Annotated in this window: 14 protein-coding genes; 7 read left to right on the forward strand and 7 right to left on the reverse strand. The window is 70.7% G+C overall.

Annotated elements, in window-relative coordinates:
* Positions 1-53: 53 nt before the first annotated feature.
* Together coaE and ACZ6S6_RS01000 are read right to left on the reverse strand one after the other, a co-directional pair.
* The gene (coaE, locus tag ACZ6S6_RS00995) at positions 54-656 is read right to left on the reverse strand and encodes a dephospho-CoA kinase (RefSeq protein WP_469702832.1); all 603 of its coding nucleotides are present in this window, start codon (positions 654-656) and stop codon (positions 54-56) included.
* Positions 657-762: 106 nt separating this feature from the next.
* On the reverse strand, positions 763-1,701 hold the full coding sequence (locus ACZ6S6_RS01000) for a PAC2 family protein (RefSeq protein ID WP_362953777.1): 939 nt from the start codon (positions 1,699-1,701) through the stop codon (positions 763-765).
* Positions 1,702-2,071: 370 nt separating this feature from the next.
* Here ACZ6S6_RS01000 and ACZ6S6_RS01005 point away from each other — a divergent pair, with 370 nt between their 5' ends.
* Positions 2,072-3,034, forward strand: coding sequence for a right-handed parallel beta-helix repeat-containing protein (locus ACZ6S6_RS01005; RefSeq protein WP_469702834.1), 963 nt, complete (start codon positions 2,072-2,074; stop codon positions 3,032-3,034).
* A 107-nt stretch (positions 3,035-3,141) separates the two neighbouring features.
* Here ACZ6S6_RS01005 and rpsA read toward each other — a convergent pair whose 3' ends face one another.
* On the reverse strand, positions 3,142-4,662 hold the full coding sequence (rpsA, locus tag ACZ6S6_RS01010) for a 30S ribosomal protein S1 (RefSeq protein WP_362953774.1): 1,521 nt from the start codon (positions 4,660-4,662) through the stop codon (positions 3,142-3,144).
* Positions 4,663-5,058: 396 nt separating this feature from the next.
* On the opposite strand from rpsA, the gene ACZ6S6_RS01015 reads away from it, so the two are divergent.
* Complete coding sequence (locus ACZ6S6_RS01015; RefSeq protein WP_469702836.1) at positions 5,059-5,871, forward strand: class I SAM-dependent methyltransferase; 813 nt, start codon at positions 5,059-5,061, stop codon at positions 5,869-5,871.
* A 49-nt stretch (positions 5,872-5,920) separates the two neighbouring features.
* Positions 5,921-8,434: an ATP-dependent helicase HrpB gene (hrpB, locus tag ACZ6S6_RS01020; protein WP_469702838.1), complete on the forward strand. Its 2,514-nt coding sequence runs from the start codon at positions 5,921-5,923 to the stop codon at positions 8,432-8,434.
* Here the strand turns inward: hrpB and pgfA are convergent.
* The 3 genes from pgfA to ACZ6S6_RS01035 all read right to left on the reverse strand — a co-directional run bounded on the left by pgfA (position 8,421) and on the right by ACZ6S6_RS01035 (position 11,562).
* On the reverse strand, positions 8,421-9,428 hold the full coding sequence (pgfA, locus tag ACZ6S6_RS01025) for a cell envelope lipid trafficking protein PgfA (protein WP_362953769.1): 1,008 nt from the start codon (positions 9,426-9,428) through the stop codon (positions 8,421-8,423). The two genes, hrpB and pgfA, sit on opposite strands and share 14 nt — an antisense overlap.
* 155 nt (positions 9,429-9,583) lie before the next feature.
* Positions 9,584-9,721: an SPW_0924 family protein gene (locus ACZ6S6_RS01030; protein WP_123469382.1), complete on the reverse strand. Its 138-nt coding sequence runs from the start codon at positions 9,719-9,721 to the stop codon at positions 9,584-9,586.
* A 137-nt stretch (positions 9,722-9,858) separates the two neighbouring features.
* Entirely contained in the window at positions 9,859-11,562 is a 1,704-nt protein-coding gene (locus ACZ6S6_RS01035; RefSeq protein ID WP_469702841.1) for a lytic transglycosylase domain-containing protein, read from the reverse strand.
* Between the two features lie 185 nt (positions 11,563-11,747).
* On the opposite strand from ACZ6S6_RS01035, the gene ACZ6S6_RS01040 reads away from it, so the two are divergent.
* Positions 11,748-12,620 (forward strand): DUF4184 family protein, encoded by an 873-nt coding sequence (locus ACZ6S6_RS01040; protein ID WP_469702843.1) that lies wholly within the window; start codon positions 11,748-11,750, stop codon positions 12,618-12,620.
* Between the two features lie 28 nt (positions 12,621-12,648).
* On the opposite strand, the gene polA is transcribed toward ACZ6S6_RS01040, so the two are convergent.
* Positions 12,649-15,360: a DNA polymerase I gene (polA, locus tag ACZ6S6_RS01045; RefSeq protein ID WP_362953763.1), complete on the reverse strand. Its 2,712-nt coding sequence runs from the start codon at positions 15,358-15,360 to the stop codon at positions 12,649-12,651.
* Positions 15,361-15,517: 157 nt separating this feature from the next.
* Between polA and ACZ6S6_RS01050 the strand changes: the two genes are divergently transcribed.
* From ACZ6S6_RS01050 to ACZ6S6_RS01060, 3 genes are all read left to right on the forward strand, one after another.
* Positions 15,518-17,791, forward strand: a complete 2,274-nt coding sequence (locus tag ACZ6S6_RS01050) for an FdhF/YdeP family oxidoreductase (protein WP_469702845.1) — start codon at positions 15,518-15,520, stop codon at positions 17,789-17,791.
* A 124-nt stretch (positions 17,792-17,915) separates the two neighbouring features.
* Positions 17,916-18,386, forward strand: coding sequence for a PaaI family thioesterase (locus ACZ6S6_RS01055; RefSeq protein ID WP_362953760.1), 471 nt, complete (start codon positions 17,916-17,918; stop codon positions 18,384-18,386).
* Between the two features lie 646 nt (positions 18,387-19,032).
* Entirely contained in the window at positions 19,033-20,244 is a 1,212-nt protein-coding gene (locus ACZ6S6_RS01060; protein ID WP_362953819.1) for a branched-chain amino acid ABC transporter substrate-binding protein, read from the forward strand.
* The last annotated feature ends 27 nt before the right edge of the window (positions 20,245-20,271 follow it).

The raw sequence follows: 20,271 nt of genomic DNA on the forward strand, positions 1-20,271 counted from the left end.
GTCGCTCCGGGGTCCGGTATTCCGGTCCGGGCCGCGCCGCATCGGCTCCGGGGTCAGCCGGCCGCGGCCCGCCGCACCAGCTCCGACCAGACCTCGCGGACCTGTGGCGCCAGGGCCTCGACCGGTCCGTCGTTGTCGATGACCAGGTCGGCGACGGCGAGCCGCTCCTCGCGGGTGGCCTGCGCGGCCATCCGGGCACGGGCGTCCGGCTCCGTCATCCCGCGCAGCCGCACGAGGCGGTCGAGCTGGGTCCCGGGAGCGGCATCGACGACGACGACCAGGTCGTACAGGGGTGCGAGGCCGTTCTCGGCGAGGAGGGGAACGTCGTGGACGACCACGGAGTCGGGGCCCGCGGCCCGTTCCAGCTCGGCGGAGCGGGCACCGACCAGCGGGTGGACGATCGCGTTGAGGGCGGCGAGCCGTTCGGCGTCGGAGAAGACGATCGAGCCGAGCTTCGGCCGGTCCAGGGTGCCGTCCGGGTTCAGGATTCCGGTGCCGAACGCCTCGACGAGCGCGGCGAGCCCGGGGGTTCCGGGTTCGACGACCTCGCGGGCGATCCGGTCGGCGTCGACGAGGACGGCTCCGTGGCCGACGAGCAGCCGTGACACTTCGCTCTTGCCGGCGCCGATTCCACCGGTCAGGCCCACTTTCAGCATGGGCGGCAGCCTAGTGCCACGCCCGCGGGGCCCGACAGGCGGAACGGCAGCCTATGCCAGGCCTGCGGGGCCGGACCGGTGGAATCGGCGGTCGTCGTGCTGGAGGTCAGCTGTCGCCTTCCCGTTCGGCCAGGAAGCGCTCGAATTCGAGGCCGATCTCGTCGGCGGACGGCAGGTCCACCGGCTCGGCGACCAGGTTGCCCCGGGTCTCGGAGCCCGCCACCGCGTCGTACTGGTGCTCAAGGCCCTCGACCAGCGAGACGAGTTCCTCGTCGCCCTGCCCGATCTGGCGGTCGATCTCCGTCTGGGTGCGGTGCGCCTCGGTGCGCAGGGCGTGGGCGATGGCCGGCAGCACCAGTCCGGTCGCCGCCGTGATCGACTCCAGCGCGGTGAGCGCGGCGTCGGGGTAGGCGGAGCGGGCGACGTAGTGCGGCACATGGGCGGCGACACCGAGTACGTCGTGTCCGGCCTCCATCAGCCGGTACTCGACGAGGGCCTCGGCGGAGCCGGGCACCTGTGCCTCGTCGAACGGGCTGCGGTGTCCTGGCATGAGGTCGGTGCGGTTGCCGTGCGGGGTGACGCCGACCGGGCGGGTGTGCGGGACCCCCATCGGAATGCCGTGGAAGTTGACCGCGAGACGCACGCCGAGGCGCTCGACGACCTGCTCGACGGCGGCGGCGAACCTCTCCCACTCCACGTCCGGTTCCGGCCCGGACAGCAGCAGGAACGGGGCCCCGGTCGCGTCCTGGACCACCCGGACGTCCAGCGTCGGGGTCTCGTACGCCGTCCAGCGGTCGCGCCGGAAGGTCAGCAGGGGGCGCCGTGCGCGGTAGTCGACGAGGCGGTCGTGGTCGAAGCGGGCCACCACCTGGTGCGGCAGCGATTCGAGCAGACCGTCGACGATCTGCTCACCGGTCTCACCCGCGTCGATGTACCCGTCGAAGTGGTAGAGCATGACCAGTCCGGCCGACTCCTGGGCAAGCGCCATGTCGACGACGGCCAGGCCCTTCGGCTCCCATTCGTACAAACTCTGCGGATCAGCCACGGTTACCGCTCCTCCTTGTGTTCCTGAAGAAGAACGCCCCGAGGGGCACGGGCATTCCCGGCCGCACCCCTTCACGAGGTGTTTACCCAGGTACCCGCGAGTGCAGTGCGTCGAGGCACTGACGTTCAGGCCGATGAACACCTCGGCGAAGGCGCCGAGTTCGCGACGAGGCCGAGTACCGAGCCGTCAGTTTCTCGTGCGTCCCTCGCGTTTCCCCCGCTCCCCCTTGCACCACCCTCACCCGCAATGGTCCAGACCTTGACACGGCGTCACTCCGTCCCTACGTTCACGGGCAGCAAGTTCAGAAACTCGCCCCACGTTCATGTACGAGAACCCTGAACCTTGAATCCTTCGACGGGAAGGCACCCCCATGCGCACCCGCACGCTGCTCGCCGCCCTGCTGTCCACCGCCCTGACCACCGGCGGCCTGGTCCTCGCCTCGGCCGCCACCGCCGGAGCCACGACGGTCATCGAGGTGAGCACCGCGGCCCAGCTCAAGGCGGCCCTCACCGCGGCCGTCCCCGGCGACACGATCCAGCTCGCGGACGGCACGTACACCAACAACTTCAAGGCGACCGTCCCCGCCACCGCCTCCGCACGCATCACCCTGACCGGCTCCGCCGGGGCGGTCCTCACGGCCGGCGGCGGCTACGGACTGCACCTCAACGGCGCCTCGTACTGGACCGTGCGGGGCATCACCGTCTCCGGCGGCCAGAAGGGCATCGTGGCCGACAGCGCCAACGGTGTCGTCATCGACTCGGTGACCGTGCACGACCTCGACATGGAGGGCGTCCACTTCCGCAAGTCCAGCAGCGACGGCGTCATCAAGAACTCACGGATCTACGACACCGGGCACAACGGCCGCGGCATGGGCGAGGGCGTCTACGTCGGCACCGCGGGCGATCTCTCCGACAACAGCGACCGGGTCCAGATCCTGGACAACACGATCGGTCCGGACGTCGGCGGCGAGAACGTCGACATCAAGGAGGGCACCACGGGTACGCGGATCGTCGGCAACACCTTCGACGGCAGCGGGCTGACCGGGGCCAACTACGACGACTCCTGGGTCGACGTGAAGGGCAACGACGTGCTGGTCGAGGGCAACCACGGCTCCCGTACGACCAACAACGGCTACGAGACGCACACCCAGCAGAGCGGCTGGGGCTGCGGGACCGTCTTCCGCGACAACACCTCGGACCTGTCCGGCTCGACGGGCGACAAGCAGCTCGCGTTCAACATCACCAACTACAGCACGAGCTGTGTCACCACGGTCCGCGGCAGCAACACGGTGACCGGCGGCAAGGGCCTCACCAACATCTCCGTCACCCCATAAAGCCGCGTCCGCACGCCCGTCGCGGACATGAGTGAGGCCCGCCCCCCGAGGGGAGCGGGCCTCACTTTCATCTACTGCAGCCGATGACCGGCCGGAGGGTCAGAGCGTCAGCTCTGGCCGCCCGCCAGCTTCTCGCGCAGGGCAGCCAGGGCCTCGTCCGACGCCAGGGCGCCGGAGTTGTCCGCGGACTCCGAGGAGTACGAACCGCCACCGCCGCCACCGCCACCGCTGGAGGCAGCCGGAGCGCTGCCGGCCGGGGCAGCAGCGCCCTCGGCAGCAGCGGCCTCGTCGGCCTCGCGGGACTTGATGACCTGGGCCTGGTGCTGCTCGAAGCGCGACTGCGCCTCGGCGTACTGGGTCTCCCAGACCTCGCGCTGAGCCTCGAAGCCCTCGAGCCAGTCGTTGGTCTCGGGGTCGAAGCCCTCGGGGTAGATGTAGTTGCCCTGGTCGTCGTACGACGCGGCCATGCCGTACAGCGTCGGGTCGAACTCGACCGAGGCCGGGTCGCCACCGAAGGACTCGTTGGCCTGCTTCAGCGAGAGGCTGATGCGACGACGCTCGAGGTCGATGTCGATGACCTTGACGAAGATCTCGTCGTTGACCTGGACGACCTGCTCCGGGATCTCCACGTGGCGCTCGGCCAGCTCGGAGATGTGGACCAGGCCCTCGATGCCCTCGTCGACGCGCACGAACGCACCGAACGGAACGAGCTTGGTGACCTTACCGGGAACAACCTGCCCGATCTGGTGCGTCCGGGCGAACTGCTGCCACGGGTCTTCCTGCGTCGCCTTGAGCGACAGGGAGACACGCTCGCGGTCCATGTCCACGTCGAGAACCTCGACGGTGACCTCCTGGCCGACCTCGACGACCTCGGAGGGGTGGTCGATGTGCTTCCAGGACAGCTCGGAGACGTGCACGAGACCGTCGACGCCACCCAGGTCCACGAAGGCACCGAAGTTGACGATCGAGGAGACGACGCCGGAGCGGACCTGACCCTTCTGGAGGGTCGTGAGGAACGTCTGACGGACCTCGGACTGGGTCTGCTCGAGCCAGGCACGGCGGGACAGGACCACGTTGTTGCGGTTCTTGTCCAGCTCGATGATCTTGGCCTCGAGCTCCTTGCCCACGTACGGCTGGAGGTCGCGGACGCGGCGCATCTCGACGAGCGACGCCGGCAGGAAGCCCCGGAGGCCGATGTCGAGGATGAGACCACCCTTGACGACCTCGATGACGGTACCGGTGACGATGCCGTCTTCTTCCTTGATCTTCTCGATGGTGCCCCAGGCACGCTCGTACTGAGCGCGCTTCTTCGAGAGGATCAGGCGGCCTTCCTTGTCCTCCTTCTGGAGAACCAGGGCCTCGATCTCGTCGCCGACCTTGACGACCTCATTGGGGTCGACGTCGTGCTTGATCGAGAGCTCGCGGCTCGGGATGACACCTTCGGTCTTGTAACCGATGTCGAGGAGAACCTCGTCGCGGTCAACCTTGACGATGACGCCATCAACGATGTCGCCGTCGTTGAAGTACTTGATCGTCTCGTCGATCGCCGCGAGGAACGCGTCCGCGTCGCCGATGTCGTTGACCGCAACCTGCGGAGTGGTGGCGGTGGTCTCGGTGCTGCTCGTCATGTGGGAAAGGGCTCCGGTACGGACAGTGAGTCGAAGTTACTGCTACGCCGTGAGCCCGTATCGCCTCTGCAGAAGCCGGACAGCCTGGGAAGCGCCCATCCCGCGAACGGGAGGCGCCTCGTGAACCGAGGGGACATACAACAGATGCGAGCGCGGCCTGCTAGGTCTGAGGCGCGCAGGCTCGCAGCGCAACTTGTAGCATACGGGGGCAGCAGGGCACGGTCAATGCGCGAAGGCGCACACCAGGGGCGGAACGCCCCATACCCGGCACAACTCGTGTTCACCGAGGCCACATCGGCACCGATGATGTCCGGACACACGGATTCCGTACTCACGGATCCCCCTTGGTACGTACCGCGTACGACGGGGTGAAGGCAAACTACAGCGACGGGCACGATGAGCCAAGAGATCGACCAGGCCGAACCCGAGGCGACACGCCGCAGCGCGGACGAGGCCGAGAGCAGCCGGGCCAGCCGCGGCTGGTGGGACCGCAACGCCGACGAGTACCAGAGCGACCACGGCGGCTTCCTCGGCGACGACCGGTTCGTCTGGGGCCCCGAGGGCATCGACGAGATGGAGGCCGGACTCCTGGGCCCCCTGGACGACCTGGAGGGCCTGGACATCCTGGAGATCGGGGCGGGCGCGGCGCAGTGCTCGCGCTGGCTGGCCGCCCAGGGCGCCCGCCCGGTCGCCCTCGACCTCTCGCACCGCCAGCTCCAGCACGCCCTGCGGATCGGCGGCGGCATCCCCCTGGTCCAGGCCGACGCCGGGGTGCTCCCCTTCCACGACGGCAGCTTCGACCTGGCCTGCTCCGCCTACGGCGCGGTGCCGTTCGTCGCGGACCCGGCCCAGGTGTTCCGCGAGGTGCACCGGGTGCTGCGCCCGGGAGGCCGCTGGGTCTTCTCCGTCACGCATCCGGTCCGCTGGGCGTTCCCGGACGAACCGGGACCCGAGGGCCTGTCCGTCACCGCCTCCTACTTCGACCGCACCCCCTACGTCGAGCAGAACGAGAACGGCGACGCCGTGTACGTCGAGCACCACCGGACGCTGGGTGACCGGGTACGGGACGTGGTGGCGGGCGGATTCCGCCTGGTCGACCTGGTGGAACCGGAGTGGCCCGCCTGGAACAGCCAGGAATGGGGCGGCTGGTCGCCGCTGCGCGGGAACCTGATCCCGGGAACCGCGATCTTCGTCTGCGTACGGGACTGAGGCACCGGCCGGAGCGGGGCGCGGGAACGGGCCGTACGACACTGGGGGCGTGATCCGCACCGACGCCCTGGACCGACTGCCCGTCCGCACCGCCGTGCCCGCTCTGCGGCGGGCCCTCGACGACCGTGGTGTCGCCGTGCTGTGCGCGCCCCCCGGCACCGGCAAGACCACCCTCGTCCCCCTGGTCCTGGCCGGGCTGACCGGTGACGGACCGCCCCGCCGGGTGGTGGTCGCCGAACCCCGGCGGATCGCGGCCCGTGCGGCGGCGCGGCGGATGGCCTGGCTGCTCGGTGAGCGGGCCGGCGAGCGGGTCGGGTTCACCGTGCGCGGGGAGCGGGTGGTGGGGCCGGACACCGTGGTGGAGGTGGTCACCACCGGGGTGCTGCTCCAGCGGCTCCAGCGCGACCAGGAGCTGTCCGGAATCGATGTGGTGATCATCGACGAGTGCCACGAACGCCATCTGGACGCGGACACGGTCGCAGCCTTCCTCCTCGACGTACGGGCGGCGATCCGGCCCGATCTGCGGCTGGTCGCCGCGTCGGCGACGACCGACGCGCAGGGCTGGGCGCGGCTGCTCGGCGACGCACCGGTGGTCGAGGCGCAGGGCGTCTCCTACCCGGTGGAGGTGGTGTGGGCGCCGCCTGCCCGGCCGGTGCGGCCGCCGCACGGGATGCGGGTCGATCCCGCGCTGCTGACCCATGTGGCCGCGGTGGTGCGGCGGGCGCTGGCCGAGCGGGACGGCGACGTGCTGTGCTTCCTGCCCGGTGTCGGTGAGATCGGCCGGGTGGCGGGGCAGCTGTCCGGCGTCGCGGCCGAGGTGCTCCAGGTGCACGGGCGGGCGCCCGCGGCGGTGCAGGACGCGGTGCTGGCCGGTTCATCCGAGGGGCGGCGGGTGGTGCTGGCGACCTCGGTGGCGGAGTCGTCGCTGACCGTGCCGGGGGTGCGGACCGTCGTCGACTCGGGGCTGGCCAGGGAGCCGCGCACCGATCACGCCCGCGGCCTGAGCGCGCTGGCGACGGTACGGGCCTCGCAGGCGTCGGGCCGCCAGCGGGCGGGCCGGGCCGGCCGCGAGGCGCCCGGTGCGGTCTACCGCTGCTGGGAGCAGGCCGAGGACGGGCGCCTCGCACGGTTCCCCTCCCCCGAGATCAAGGTGGCCGACCTTGCCGCGTTCGCCCTCCAGGCGGCCTGCTGGGGCGATCCGGAGGCCACCGGACTCGCGCTGCTCGACGCTCCTCCGGCCGGTGCGATGGGCGCCGCCCACGAGGTGCTGACGGCCGTCGGCGCGGTGGGCCCGGACGGGCGGGTGACCGAGCGGGGCGTACGGATGTCGCGGCTGGGGCTGCATCCCCGGCTGGCCAGGGCGCTGCTGGACGGGGCGGCCTCGGTCGGCGGGCGCCGGGCCGCGGAGGTGGTGGCGCTGCTGAGCGAGGAACCGCCCCGGGAGTACGGGGACGACCTGGCGGCCGCGTTGCGCACCGCACGCCAGGGCAAGGACTCCTACGCGGCCCGCTGGCGCCAGGAGGTGCGGCGACTGTCCTCCTCGTCCAAGGGCGCCGGGGGCGGCGGGGGCGGCGGATCAGCGGGCCCGGACGATGCCGCCGTCGGCCTGGTGGCGGCCCTGGCCTTCCCGGAGCGGGTGGCGCGGGCCCGGGGCGAGGGTGCGTTCCTGATGGCGTCCGGCACGGGGGCGGAGCTGCGGGACGGCTCACGGCTGCGCAGTGCGGCGTGGCTGGCGGTCGCGGTCGCGGACCGTCCGGCCCAGTCGGCGTCCGCGCGGGTCCGGCTCGCCGCGGTGATCGACGAGGACACGGCGCGGCTGGCCGCCGGGCATCTGCGGTTCGCGGGCGAGGAGGTCCACTGGGACGGCGGCGACGTGGTGGCCCGCCGGGTGGAACGCCTCGGCGCCATCGAGCTGTCGGCGCGCCCGCTGAAGCAGCCGGACCCCGCCCTGGTCCGCGAGGCCCTGGTGGAGGGCCTGCGGCGGGAGGGGCTCGGCCTGCTGCGCTGGACCCGGGACACCGGACAGCTCCGGGAGCGGCTGGCCTTCCTGCACCGGGAGCTGGGCGAGCCCTGGCCGGATGTGTCGGACGAGGCGCTGCTGAGCCGTACCGGGGAGTGGCTGGAGCCCGAGCTGTCGCGGGCCCGGCGCCGCTCCGCGCTCGCCGGGATCGACGCCGGACAGGCGCTGCGCCGGCTCCTGCCGTGGGCGACCGGTGAGGGGGCCCGGCTGGACGAGCTGGCCCCGGAGCGGATCGAGGTGCCGAGCGGTTCACGGATCAGGGTGGAGTACGGCGGGGCGCAGCCGGTGCTCGCGGTGAAGCTCCAGGAGCTGTTCGGTCTCCAGGAGACCCCGCGGGTGGCCGGGGTTCCGGTCCTGGTCCATCTGCTCTCGCCGGCCGGCCGCCCGGCGGCGGTGACGGCCGATCTGGCGTCGTTCTGGCGGGAGGGCTACAAGGCGGTGCGCGCGGAGCTCCGCGGCCGCTATCCGAAGCACCCGTGGCCCGAGGACCCGACGACGGTGGAGGCGACCCGGTTCACGAAGGCCCGGCTCAAGCGGGAGTAGGTTCCGGGTCGGGGACGGGTTCCGGTGCGGTGTGCGGCCTCGGTGTGCCCGGCCGCCGGGAGCGGGCCTCCAGCCAGAGCGAGAGGGCCAGGAGCGCGGCGCCGAGGAAGAGGAAGCCCCAGGGCAGGTACGAGGTCAGCAGCAGCACCAGCACGCGCTGGGACTTGACCTGGTCGACGATCGAGGCGATGTAGTCCTCGCGCATCTTCACGTCCCCGGCGAACACGGTGACGGTGTCCTTGGGCATGCCCATCGCCTTCGCGTTCCGCATCTCCTCCCGGTGGATCTCCTCGCCGTTGACCGGCGCCCCGGTGACGGGGTCGACCCAGAACATCCGCTTGGTGGTGTACCAGCGGGTCATCCCGGTCTTGGCGATCTGCTGCGGGGTGATGCCCTTGATGGGCATCGTCTTCGGCATGGGGACCTTGGTCCACGGGATGGTCTGCTCGAAGTAGTAGACCTTCAGACCGCGGAACGTCTGGGTGCCCTTGTAGTGGATGGGCGAGCTGGTGCGGGTCTGGGCGTCGAAGTACTGGTAGTCGCGCTTCTCGGTGAGGAAGGGCCACTTGTACTCGATGCCCTCGCGGCTGACCTGGTCGCCGTCGACCATTTCACCGGTGGCGTGGACCGGGGCCTGGCTGTGCGCGTCGAAGATGTAGCGCTCGGGGATCTTGGAGACCATCTTGCCGTCCGGACCCTGGACATAGGAGAGGGCGTCCCAGACGACGACGTCGCGGCCGGCGCTGCGTTCGATCTTCTCGGACTCCTCCACATTGCCCTTGAGGGTCTGCACGATGGTGAGCTTGTCGACCTTCTTGGCCGTGAGGGTGCTGTAGTCGAGCAGGGTCGCGGGCTTCGCCTCCAGCACGGTCTCCTGGTACTGGTTCGGCGGGATCTTCGCCAGCCGCGGGAAGGCGTACCAGCGCAGCAACGGCGACAGCGCGGCGAAGAAGACGGCGAAGGCCAGGAGTACGAGGCTGGCTCGGCGGCGCATGGGGTGTCCTCCCTCTGCATTCCGTGGTGCGGACGGGCGTTGTGCTGTGCGGACGGGCGTTGTGCGGTGCGAGCGGGCTTTGTGCGGTGCGAGCAGGCTTTGTGCTGTGCGAGCGGGCTTTGTGCGGTGCGGACTGCGTTGTGGGGTGCGGGCGGCTAGTTCTTGGGGCCCGGGACGGTGGTCAGCAGAGGTTTGGGCGAGGTCTCACCGGGTGGTGCGCCCACCGCGCTGATGGTGAGCACGAGGGCGAGGGCGGCGGCCAGTCCGATGGCGGCGGCGACGAGGGCACGCATGCTCGGCCTCCCGGGAGCGTGTAGCTGATGGGTCGTCAGGGCTGGGGCACCGTAGCAACCGGGGCGCGAGATGAGAACACGTAGAACAGCCCCTTGGCCGGGTGTCGGCAAAGGGGCTGTTCCGGGGCGCTGTTCGGTCAGGCAGCGGCCTCGACCGTGAGCTCGATGACGACGGTGGCGCCGCCCTCGGTGGTGAGGCGCAGCCTGTACGTGCCCGCCGTGTCGCCGGCGTGGATCTCCGGGAGGACGAGCTTGCCGTCGGCGTCGGTGCTCAGGTCCGTGAGGGTGCGGACGGGCTCGCCGTCCTTGACCTCGAAGTACGGGCCCTTGTCGTTCTCGGCCGGCTTCTCGTCGTCGGTGATCATGGTGGCGGTGACGGCGACGCCGTGGGCGGCCGCGTCCTTGTACGTGGCCTTGACCTCGACGTCGGCGAAGGTGGCGCCGGCCTCGGCGGTCAGCTTCTCGACGCCGGTCCTGGCGATCGTGTCGGCCTGCCGGGCGGTGACCGTCGCGGAGTAGCTGACGGCGGGCAGCGAGGTGCCGGTGGCCGTCGCGCGCACGGCGAACTCGCCCGTCTTCTCGCCCGCCTTCAGCACCGGCGCGGTGACCGTGCCGTCGGCGCCGGTGGTGAGGATGACGGTGCGCTTCCCACCGGCGAACGCGGCGTCCGTGTCGCCGGTGACGGCGAAGGTCACGGACACCTTGGCGAGCGGGCCGCCGAAGCCGTTGCGCGCCCGTACCTTGATCCGCTCGGCGAAGGCGTCGCCCGCGGTGGCGGTCAGGGTGCCGGTGCCCGCGTTCTTCAGCCCGGCGACGGTCTGGGACGGCGTGGGTTCGGGAGTCGGCGGCGGGTACGTCGGCTTGCCGGCCGGGCCGCCCGGGTCCGTCGGGGTGGGGCTGGGCTTCGACGGCGGCTTCGGGGCCGGCTTCGACGGGGGCTTCGGGGCCGGCGAACCGTGCGGGGAAGGCGAGGCCGACGGAGACGGTGACGCGGTGGAGCCGGTGCGGCCCGCGTCCGTACCGTTGCCGAGGCCGGCCGGCTGGACGCCGCTGCCGTCCGGGACCTCGTGGGTGCCGCGCTTGTAGTACTCGAACCAGGAACGGACGGTACGCAGGTACTCGTCCGAGTGGTTGTAGCTCAGGACCGCCCGGTCCAGGTCCGCGGCGATCGACAGGTCGCGGGAGCCGGCGCAGAGGTAGCGTCCGGCGGCGAGGGCCGCGTCGTAGATGTTGTTGGGGTCCTTGCGGCCGTCGCCGTTGCCGTCCTGGCCCCAGGTCTCCCAGGTGGACGGGATGAACTGCATCGGGCCGACCGCGCGGTCGTGCGTCGAGTCCCCGTCGTAGGCACCGTTGTCGGTGTCCTTGATCAGGGCGAAGCCCTGGCCGTTGAGGGCCGGGCCGAGGATCGGGGAGAGCGTGGTGCCCTGCGCGTCGACGCGGCCGCCGCGGGCCTGGCCGGACTCGACCTTGCCGATCGCGGCGAGGAGCTGCCACGGCAGCCGGCAGGCGGCGTCCGTGCCCGCGACGGTCTGCTGGGTCTTCTTGTACGCCGCCAGGATCGAGGCGGGTATGCCCGATTCCGCGCTGCCGGTCACCGGCAGATCGACGGAAGTGCCGGGCTTGTTGGGCGTGTTCAGCGGCGGCAGGTCCGTGTAGTAGGGCGAGTTGCCGGAGGCCGCGTTGTCGTCCGAGGGCGTCGCGCCCACGGCCGGCTGGTCGCCCTCGGCCGCGACCAGGGGCGAACCGGGGGCCTGCGAGGCGGAAAGCGCCGCGACAGCGGCGGCGGCCACAGCAGTGGTGGTCGCCCCTCTGCGCAGTCGGCGACCGAATTGCACTGCCATAACGTGTGGCCCTCCCCGTCGTCGGCTGTCCGCGCTCCCCTGCGCCTGGACTCAGGCGACCCTACGGCAACTTGTGCCGCCCGGACACAGCGGCCTTACCGCTTCTCACCGCTTTCTCACGTTCCGGATCACAAGGTGTACAAGGGCCGACGCTTCGGTGACGGCGGCTCACACATACTTTCACCATGCCGTTCACCCTCAGCCATGCCGCAGCCGTCCTGCCGGGGCTCCACCGCGACGGAACGGGGCGCGGACCACTCGTCGCCTCGGCCCTCGTCGCCGCTTCGTTCGCCCCCGACATCACGTACTACGCGGACACCGCCATTCCGGGCGCCATGGAGTTCGGGCAGGTCACGCACGCGGTGTGGGGCGTGTTCACGGTGGATGTCCTCATCACGGCGGCGACCGTCGCACTGTGGCTGCTGCTGCGCGAACCGCTGGTGGCGCTGCTGCCGCGGAACCGTCAGGGGCGGGTGTACGCACTGGTGCGGGGAGCCCGCCGGGCACCGGGGCGGGGGCCTCTGGATGTCCGGGACGGTGCCTGGTTCGTGGCGTCGGCGGTCATCGGGGCCGGTACGCATGTCGTCTGGGACGCGTTCACCCACCACGGCCGGTGGGGGGTGCGGCTGGTGCCGGTGCTCGGCCGGGACGCGGGCGGATACCCGGTGTTCCAGCTGGTGCAGTACGGCACCTCGGCACTGGCGCTGGCCGTGCTCACCTGGTTCACCGTGTCCGCGCTGCGGCGCACCGGTGAACAGCCGGCTCCGGCGTCCGTACCGGTGCTCGGGCGCCGGGCGCGGTGGTACGCGGGCGGCGTCATCGGCCTGTGCGTGCTGCTGGGTGTCGTTCACCGGTGCGCACGCTGGTACGCGTACTTCGGGCACATCGACACACCGCTCGACATCATCCCCACCGCGTGCTTCGGCGCGGGCGCCGGACTGGCGGTGGGGCTGGTGCTGTACGGGGTGTGGATGCGGCTCCCGGGCCGCGGCGGCACCGGCACACCGTCGCTCCCCGTCGCCGGACGCGCCCGGAACGCGGGCCCGTCCGGCGACTGAGGGCGATCCGCCCCCGAAGCCCCGCCTGTCAGTGCGCGGCGGACTCCCAGTCCCTGCCCACGCCGACCGACACGTCCAGCGGCGCGCGCAGTCGCACCGCCGTCGACATCTCGTGGCGCAGGATGCGCTCCACCTGCTCGCGCTCGCCCGCGGCGATCTCCAGCACGATTTCGTCGTGCACCTGGAGCAGCATCCGCGACTCCAGCTTCGCCTCGGTGAGCGCCCGGTCGACCTGGAGCATCGCGACCTTGACGATGTCCGCCGCCGTGCCCTGGATCGGTGCGTTGAGCGCCATCCGCTCGGCCGTCTCCCGGCGCTGGCGGTTGTCGCTGTTCAGGTCCGGCAGGTAGCGGCGGCGGCCGAAGACCGTCTCCGTGTAGCCGGTGGCACGGGCCTCCTCCACCACCCGGCGCAGATAGTCACGGACCCCGCCGAACCGCTCGAAGTAGGTGTCCATCAGACCGCGGGCCTCGCCCGCCTCGATGTTCAGCTGCTGGGAGAGGCCGAACGCGGAAAGACCGTATGCCAGCCCGTAGCTCATGGCCTTGATCTTGCGCCGCATCTCCGGGTCGACCGCCGACTTCTCGACGCCGAACACCTGCGAGGCGACCGTGGTGTGCAGGTCCTCGCCGGAGGTGAACGCCTCGATCAGGCCCGCGTCCTCGGAGAGGTGGGCCATCACCCGCAGTTCGATCTGGCTGTAGTCCGCCGTCATCAGCGACTCGAAGCCCTCGCCGACGACGAACCCGCGACGGATCGCCCGGCCCTCGTCCGTACGGACGGGGATGTTCTGCAGGTTGGGGTCGGTCGAGGAGAGCCGGCCCGTCGCCGCCACCGTCTGGTTGAACGTGGTGTGGATGCGGCCGTCCGCCCCGATCGTCTTGACCAGGCCCTCGACCGTCACCCGGAGCTTCGCCTGCTCACGGTGGCGCAGCATGATGACCGGCAGCTCGTGCTCGGTCTGTGCGGCCAGCCACGCCAGGGCGTCGGCATCCGTGGTGAAACCGGTCTTCGTCTTCTTCGTCTTCGGCAGGCCCAGCTCACCGAAGAGCACTTCTTGGAGCTGCTTGGGCGAGCCGAGGTTGAACTCCCGGCCCACCGCGGCGTGCGCCTCCTTCACCGCCTGCTGCACGGCGCCCGCGAACTGCTGCTCCATGCCCTCCAGATGGGACCGGTCGGCCGCGATGCCGTGCCGCTCGAGGCGGGCCAGCAGGATGGACGTCGGCAGCTCCATGTCGTGGAGCAGTTCGGCGGCGCCGACCTCCTTGAGCCGCGTCGTGAACGCCTCCCCGAGATCCAGGACCGCTCGGGCCTGCGTCATCAGGGCGTCGGCCTCCGCCTGGTCGTCCGCGCCGAAGGCCAGCTGCCCGTCGGATGAGGCCGCCGGGGCCAGCTCCCGCCCCAGGTACTCCACGGCCAGCGCGTCCAGTGCGAAGGAACGCCGGCCGGGCTTGACCAGGTAGGCGGCGAGCGCGGTGTCCATCGAGACGCCGTCGATCCGCCAGCCGTGCTCCGGGAAGACCCGCATGGCGCTCTTCGCGTTGTGCATGACCTTCGGGCGCCCGGCATCCGCGATCCAGGCCGCGAACGCCTGCTCGTCGGCCTCGTCGAGCTGCGAGGGGTCGAACCAGGCGGCGGCCCCGCCGGCCGCGGCGAGCGCGATCTCGGTGACCGTGCCGCTGCCGAGCGCCCAGGTGTCGACCGTGGAAACGCCGAGCGGCTGCCCGCCGTGCTCGGCCAGCCACGGGGCGACCTCGCCCGCGCCCAGCACCGAACCGTCCAGCTCGATGCCCGCGGCGGGTGCCGGGGCCTCGTCCTCGACGGCGCCCGGGTCCACGGCCAGCAGCCGCTCGCGCAGGCTCGGGTTGCGGATCTCCAGCACATCCAGGACACCGGTGACCGCCGTGCGGTCGTAAGGAGCACGCTCCAGGTCGGCCGGGGTCTTCGGCAGCGCCACGTCACGGACCATCTCGGTCAGCCGCCGGTTCAGCCGCACCGCGTCCAGGTGGTCGCGGAAATTCTGCCCGGCCTTGCCCTTGACCTCATCGGCCCGCGCCACCAGGTCGTCGAACGAACCGAACTGGTTGATCCACTTCGCGGCCGTCTTCTCGCCGACCCCGGGAATGCCCGGAAGATTGTCCGACGGGTCACCGCGCAGCGCCGCGAAGTCCGGGTACTGCCGGGGGGTGAGCCCGTACTTCTCCTCGACCTTCGCCGGGGTGAAACGCGTCAGCTCCGAGACGCCCTTGGTCGGGTACAGCACCGTGACATTGTCCGTGATCAGCTGGAACGAGTCCCGGTCGCCGGTGACGATCAGCACGTCAAAACCGGCCGCCTCGGCCTGGGTGGCCAGCGTCGCGATCACATCGTCCGCCTCGAAACCGTCGACCGCGAACCGGTCGGCGTGCATCGCGTCGAGCAGCTCCCCGATCAGCTCGACCTGCCCCTTGAACTCGTCCGGGGTCTTCGACCGGTTCGCCTTGTACTCGGGGAACTCCTCCGAGCGCCAGGTCCTGCGGGACACGTCGAACGCCACCGCGAAATGCGTCGGCGCCTCGTCACGCAACGTGTTCGCCAGCATCGACGCGAAGCCGTACACCGCGTTCGTCGGCTGCCCCGCCCCGGTCGTGAAATTCTCCGCAGGCAGCGCAAAGAACGCCCGGTACGCCAGGGAGTGCCCGTCCATCAGGAGCAGGCGCGGTCGGTTGTCTGCCGTCTTCTTCGATGCCGTCTCAGCCACGCCCCCGATCCTGCCACGTACCACTGACAATCCGGACCGGTGGCAGCCCGCGACCGCTCGCCGGGCCGCCGCGCCGCGCCGCGTGCCAGGATCAAAGGACAAGGAATCACGCACAGCGGACCCCGCCCGGTCCGCAGCCGGCTCAAAGGGGAACACGATGGCCACGAAGCCGCCCGCAGGTGACCCGGTCCAGGACGCACCGCAGGTCGAACCGGCCCGGCACGCCGCCGCCGGGCTGCCCGCCGTCGCCCACAGCCTGCGCATCGCCCAGCAGCAGATGGGTGTGCGCCGCACCGCGCAGACCCTCCTCAAGGTCAACCAGAAGAACGGCTTCGACTGCCCCGGCTGCGCCTGGCCCGAGGGCGACAAGCGGCACACGGCCGAATTCTGCGAGAACGGCGCCAAGGCCGTCGCCGAGGAGGCGACACTGCGCCGCGTCACCCCCGACTTCTTCGCCGCCCACCCCGTCGCCGATCTGGCCACCCGCAGCGGCTACTGGCTCGGCCAGCAGGGACGCATCACACAGCCCGTGTACCTGCCCGAGGGGGCCGACCGGTACCAGGCCGTGACCTGGGAGCGCGCCTTCGACATCATCGCCGAGGAGCTCGGCGCGCTCGCCTCCCCCGACGAGGCCCTCTTCTACACCTCCGGGCGCACCAGCAACGAGGCCGCGTTCCTGCTCCAGCTGTTCGCCCGCGAATTCGGCACCAACAACCTCCCCGACTGCTCCAACATGTGCCACGAGTCCTCCGGCTCGGCACTGACGGAGACCATCGGCATCGGCAAGGGCTCCGTCTCCCTGGAGGACCTGCACCACGCCGACCTGATCATCGTCGCCGGACAGAACCCCGGCACCAACCACCCCCGGATGCTCTCCGCCCTGGAGAAGGCCAAGTCCGCCGGCGCGAGGATCATTTCGGTGAACCCGCTGCCCGAGGCCGGACTCGAACGGTTCAAGAACCCGCAGACCCCCCTCGGCATGATCAGGGGCGCGGCCCTCAACGACCTCTTCCTCCAGATCCGCATAGGCGGCGACCAGGCCCTCTTCCGGCTCCTCAACAAGCTGATCCTTCAGACCGAGGGCGCCGTCGACGAGACCTTCGTCGCCGAACACACCCACGGCTACGAGGCGTTCGCCGCGGCGGCCACCGAAGCCGACTGGGACGAGACCCTCGCCGCCACCGGCCTCGACCGCTCCGCCATCGAAGAGGCCCTCGCGATGGTCCTCGCCTCGGAGCGCACCATCGTGTGCTGGGCCATGGGCCTCACCCAGCACAAGCACTCCGTGCCGACCATCCGCGAAGTCGTCAACTTCCTCCTGCTGCGCGGCAACATCGGCCGCACCGGCGCCGGCGTCTGCCCCGTACGTGGCCACTCCAACGTCCAGGGCGACCGCACCATGGGCATCTTCGAACGGCCCGCGCCCGCGTTCCTCGACGCCCTCGACAAGGAATTCGGCATCACCTCACCACGCCACCACGGCTACGACGTGGTCCGCTCCATCGAGGCACTGCGCGACGGCCGCGCCAAGGTCTTCTTCGCCATGGGCGGCAACTTCGTCGCCGCCTCCCCCGACACCGACGTCACCGAGGCAGCCATGCGCAACGCCCGCCTCACCGTGCACGTCTCCACCAAGGTCAACCGCTCCCACGCCGTCACCGGCACCCGGGCCCTGATCCTGCCCACGCTGGGCCGTACCGACAAGGACGTCCAGACCGGTGGCAAGCAGTTCGTCACCGTCGAGGACTCCATGAGCATGGTGCACGCCTCCCGCGGCAACCTCACCCCCGCGAGCCCCCACCTGCTCTCCGAACCCGCCATCGTCGCCCGCCTCGCCCGCGCCGTACTCGGACCCGCCTCCACCACCCCCTGGGAGGAGTTCGAGAAGGACTACGGGACGATCCGCGACCGCATCTCCCGTGTCGTCCCCGGCTTCGAGAACTTCAACGCACGCGTCGCCCACCCGGGCGGATTCAGCCTCCCGCACGGCCCCCGCGACTCCCGCCGCTTCCCCACCGCCACGGGCAGGGCCAACTTCACGGCAGCGCCCGTCGAGTTCCCCGAACTCCCCGAAGGACGGCTCCTGCTGCAGACGCTGCGCTCCCACGACCAGTACAACACCACCATCTACGGCCTCGACGACCGCTACCGCGGCATCAAGGGCGGCCGCCGCGTCGTCCTCGTCAACCCCGACGACGCCGCCGCCCTCGGCCTCGCCGACGGCGCCTACGCCGACCTGGTCAGCGAATGGAAGGACGGAGCGGAACGGCGCGCCCCCGGCTTCCGCGTCGTCCACTACCCCACCGCCCGGGGCTGCGCGGCCGCCTACTACCCCGAGACCAACGTCCTGGTCCCCCTCGGCTCCACCGCCGACACCAGCAACACCCCCGCCAGCAAGTCCGTGGTGATCCGCTTCGAGAACGTGCGCTGACACCGCGGACGGGCCCTCACGGCGAGCGCGCACTAAGCGTCCGCTCAGTCGTCTGATAAGAACAACGCACCAGGAACAAACGCACACAGCGACGAACCACCGCACAGAGACGGAGCCGGACCCCATGGGCGAGCACACCGCACCCAAGTTCCCCCAGGAGATCATCGACGAGTACGCCGCCCTCGGCGTCGACCTGCCCGCCCTCTTCTCCGCCGGCCACCTCGGCGAGCGCATGGGCGTCCGGATCACCGAGGCCTCCGCGGACCGCGTCGTCGGGACCATGCCCGTCGAAGGCAACACCCAGCCCTACGGACTCCTGCACGGCGGCGCCTCCGCCGTCCTCGCCGAGACCCTCGGCTCCGTCGGCACCATGCTCCACGGCGGCCCCGCCAAGCTCGCCGTGGGCGTCGACCTGAACTGCACCCATCACCGAGGGGCACGGAGCGGCCTCGTCACCGGCGTCGCCACCCCCGTGCACCGCGGCCGCACCACCGCCACGTACGAGATCGTCATCACCGACGAACACGACAAGCGCGTCTGCACCGCCCGGCTCACCTGCCTCCTGCGTGACGCACCCAAGGCCGAATCCGCCTGACCCCCCGACACCCCCGCACCACCCCTGCCCGGCCGGACCGCAAACCGGCCGGGCATCGCCATATCCCCCCCAACTACAGCTCCGCACACCGAACTTGCACATCCGCGCCAGCCAACTCCCTTGACCAAAAACCCCGTTCTGTGGCCCACTCAGCAGCCACCCCCCGCCCGCACCCCCCGCCACACCGCGTCGATCACACCACCCCCGATGTAACACTGCGTAACATCCGCGCAATGTTCACCCACCCCGACGCGGCCCGGGGAACCCGGCCCCGCAGACGCCGGGCACTTCCGCGCGCACTCACGCGCCCTCCGCACCCCCACGACGCGACAGCAGCAAGATCGCTTCAAGCCCCTTAGCAGAGCTGCGCGTTCTCAGGATGCGGTCACTTCACCGTCCGGTAAAAAGCCGTACATGTCCACACAGCCACCTCAAGCCTTCCTCAAGGGCATAACAAGACAGTCACATCATTCGGCTGACCCATCCCCGACCCCCGCCCCTGCCCATAGAGTCACCGCCAGTCACCGCGCCGCCGGGCGCGTCTGCGGCACGGCCCTGTACCCACCAGTACGGCCCGGCGAACGACACGGCACCTCAAGCAGAGGAGGCCGCGCCAGGGAAAGGACTTTTCGTGCGACACCGTTCTTTGCTCATCCTCACCACAGTGCTCACCACAGGAGCACTGACACTCACCGCCTGCGGGTCGCGCGACGACGACAAGAAGAGCAGCGACAGCGGCGGCACCCAGACCGTCGTCATCGGCGTCGACGCGCCCATCACCGGTGACCTGTCCGCCCTCGGCCTCGGCATCAAGAACTCCGCCGACCTCGCCGCCAAGACGGCGAACAAGGACAAGACGGTCCCCGGCATCAACTTCGTCGTCAAGCCCCTCGACGACCAGGCGCAGCCCTCCGTCGGCCAGCAGAACGCCCAGAAGTTCATCGACGACGACACCGTCCTCGGCGTCGTCGGCCCCCTGAACTCCGGCGTCTCCCAGTCGATGCAGAAGCCGCTCAACGACGCCAGCCTCACCCAGGTCTCCCCCGCCAACACGGGCACCGAACTGACCCAGGGCGAGAACTGGAAGACCGGCGACAAGAAGCGCCCCTTCAAGACCTACTTCCGCACCGCCACCACGGACCAGATCCAGGGCGCCTTCGCGGCGAAGTACCTGTACAACAACGCGAAGATCAAGCAGGTCTACCTCATCGACGACCAGAAGCCCTACGGCGCCGGTCTCGCCGCCTCCTTCAAGGCGACCTTCACCGGCCTCGGCGGCAAGATCGCCGGCTCCGACCACGTCAACCCCGACGACCGCGACTTCAACGCCGTCGTCACCAAGGTCAAGAAGTCCGGCGCCAAGGCCGTCTACTACGGCGGTGAGTACCCCGCCGGCGCACCCCTGAGCCAGCAGCTCAAGGACAGCGTCAAGATCCCCCTCATGGGCGGCGACGGCATGTACAGCGCCGACTTCATCAAGCTCAACAAGAAGGCCCAGGGCGACATCGCCACCTCCGTCGGCAAGCCCGTCGAGGAGCTCGACTCCGCCAAGGCCTTCATCGAGAACTACAAGACGGCCGGATACAAGGACGCCTACGAGGCCTACGGCGGCGGCACCTACGACGCCACCTGGTCCATCATCGAGGCCGTCAAGATCGCCGTCGCCGACAACAACGGCAAGCTCCCCGACGACGCCCGCGCCAAGGTCCTCGCCGCGATGAGCAAGGTCAAGTTCGACGGCGTCACCGGCCCCGTCTCGTTCGACGAGTTCGGCGACACCACCAACACCATGATGACCGCCTACCAGGTGGACGGCGGAAAGTGGGCCTCCAAGCTCAGCGAGGTCTACAAGCCGTAACAAGCTCCCGGCCACGCACTGACTGAC

This window comes from Streptomyces sp. NPDC048671 (assembly GCF_055587045.1).

Coding starts and splice junctions, on each gene's coding strand:
- coaE (WP_469702832.1), bottom strand. CDS start 656: ATGCTGAAAGTGGGCCTGACCGGTGGAATCGGCGCCGGCAAGAGCGAA.
- ACZ6S6_RS01005 (WP_469702834.1), top strand. CDS start 2,072: ATGCGCACCCGCACGCTGCTCGCCGCCCTGCTGTCCACCGCCCTGACC.
- rpsA (WP_362953774.1), bottom strand. CDS start 4,662: ATGACGAGCAGCACCGAGACCACCGCCACCACTCCGCAGGTTGCGGTC.
- ACZ6S6_RS01015 (WP_469702836.1), top strand. CDS start 5,059: ATGAGCCAAGAGATCGACCAGGCCGAACCCGAGGCGACACGCCGCAGC.
- pgfA (WP_362953769.1), bottom strand. CDS start 9,428: ATGCGCCGCCGAGCCAGCCTCGTACTCCTGGCCTTCGCCGTCTTCTTC.
- ACZ6S6_RS01030 (WP_123469382.1), bottom strand. CDS start 9,721: ATGCGTGCCCTCGTCGCCGCCGCCATCGGACTGGCCGCCGCCCTCGCC.
- ACZ6S6_RS01035 (WP_469702841.1), bottom strand. CDS start 11,562: ATGGCAGTGCAATTCGGTCGCCGACTGCGCAGAGGGGCGACCACCACT.
- ACZ6S6_RS01040 (WP_469702843.1), top strand. CDS start 11,748: ATGCCGTTCACCCTCAGCCATGCCGCAGCCGTCCTGCCGGGGCTCCAC.
- ACZ6S6_RS01050 (WP_469702845.1), top strand. CDS start 15,518: ATGGCCACGAAGCCGCCCGCAGGTGACCCGGTCCAGGACGCACCGCAG.
- ACZ6S6_RS01055 (WP_362953760.1), top strand. CDS start 17,916: ATGGGCGAGCACACCGCACCCAAGTTCCCCCAGGAGATCATCGACGAG.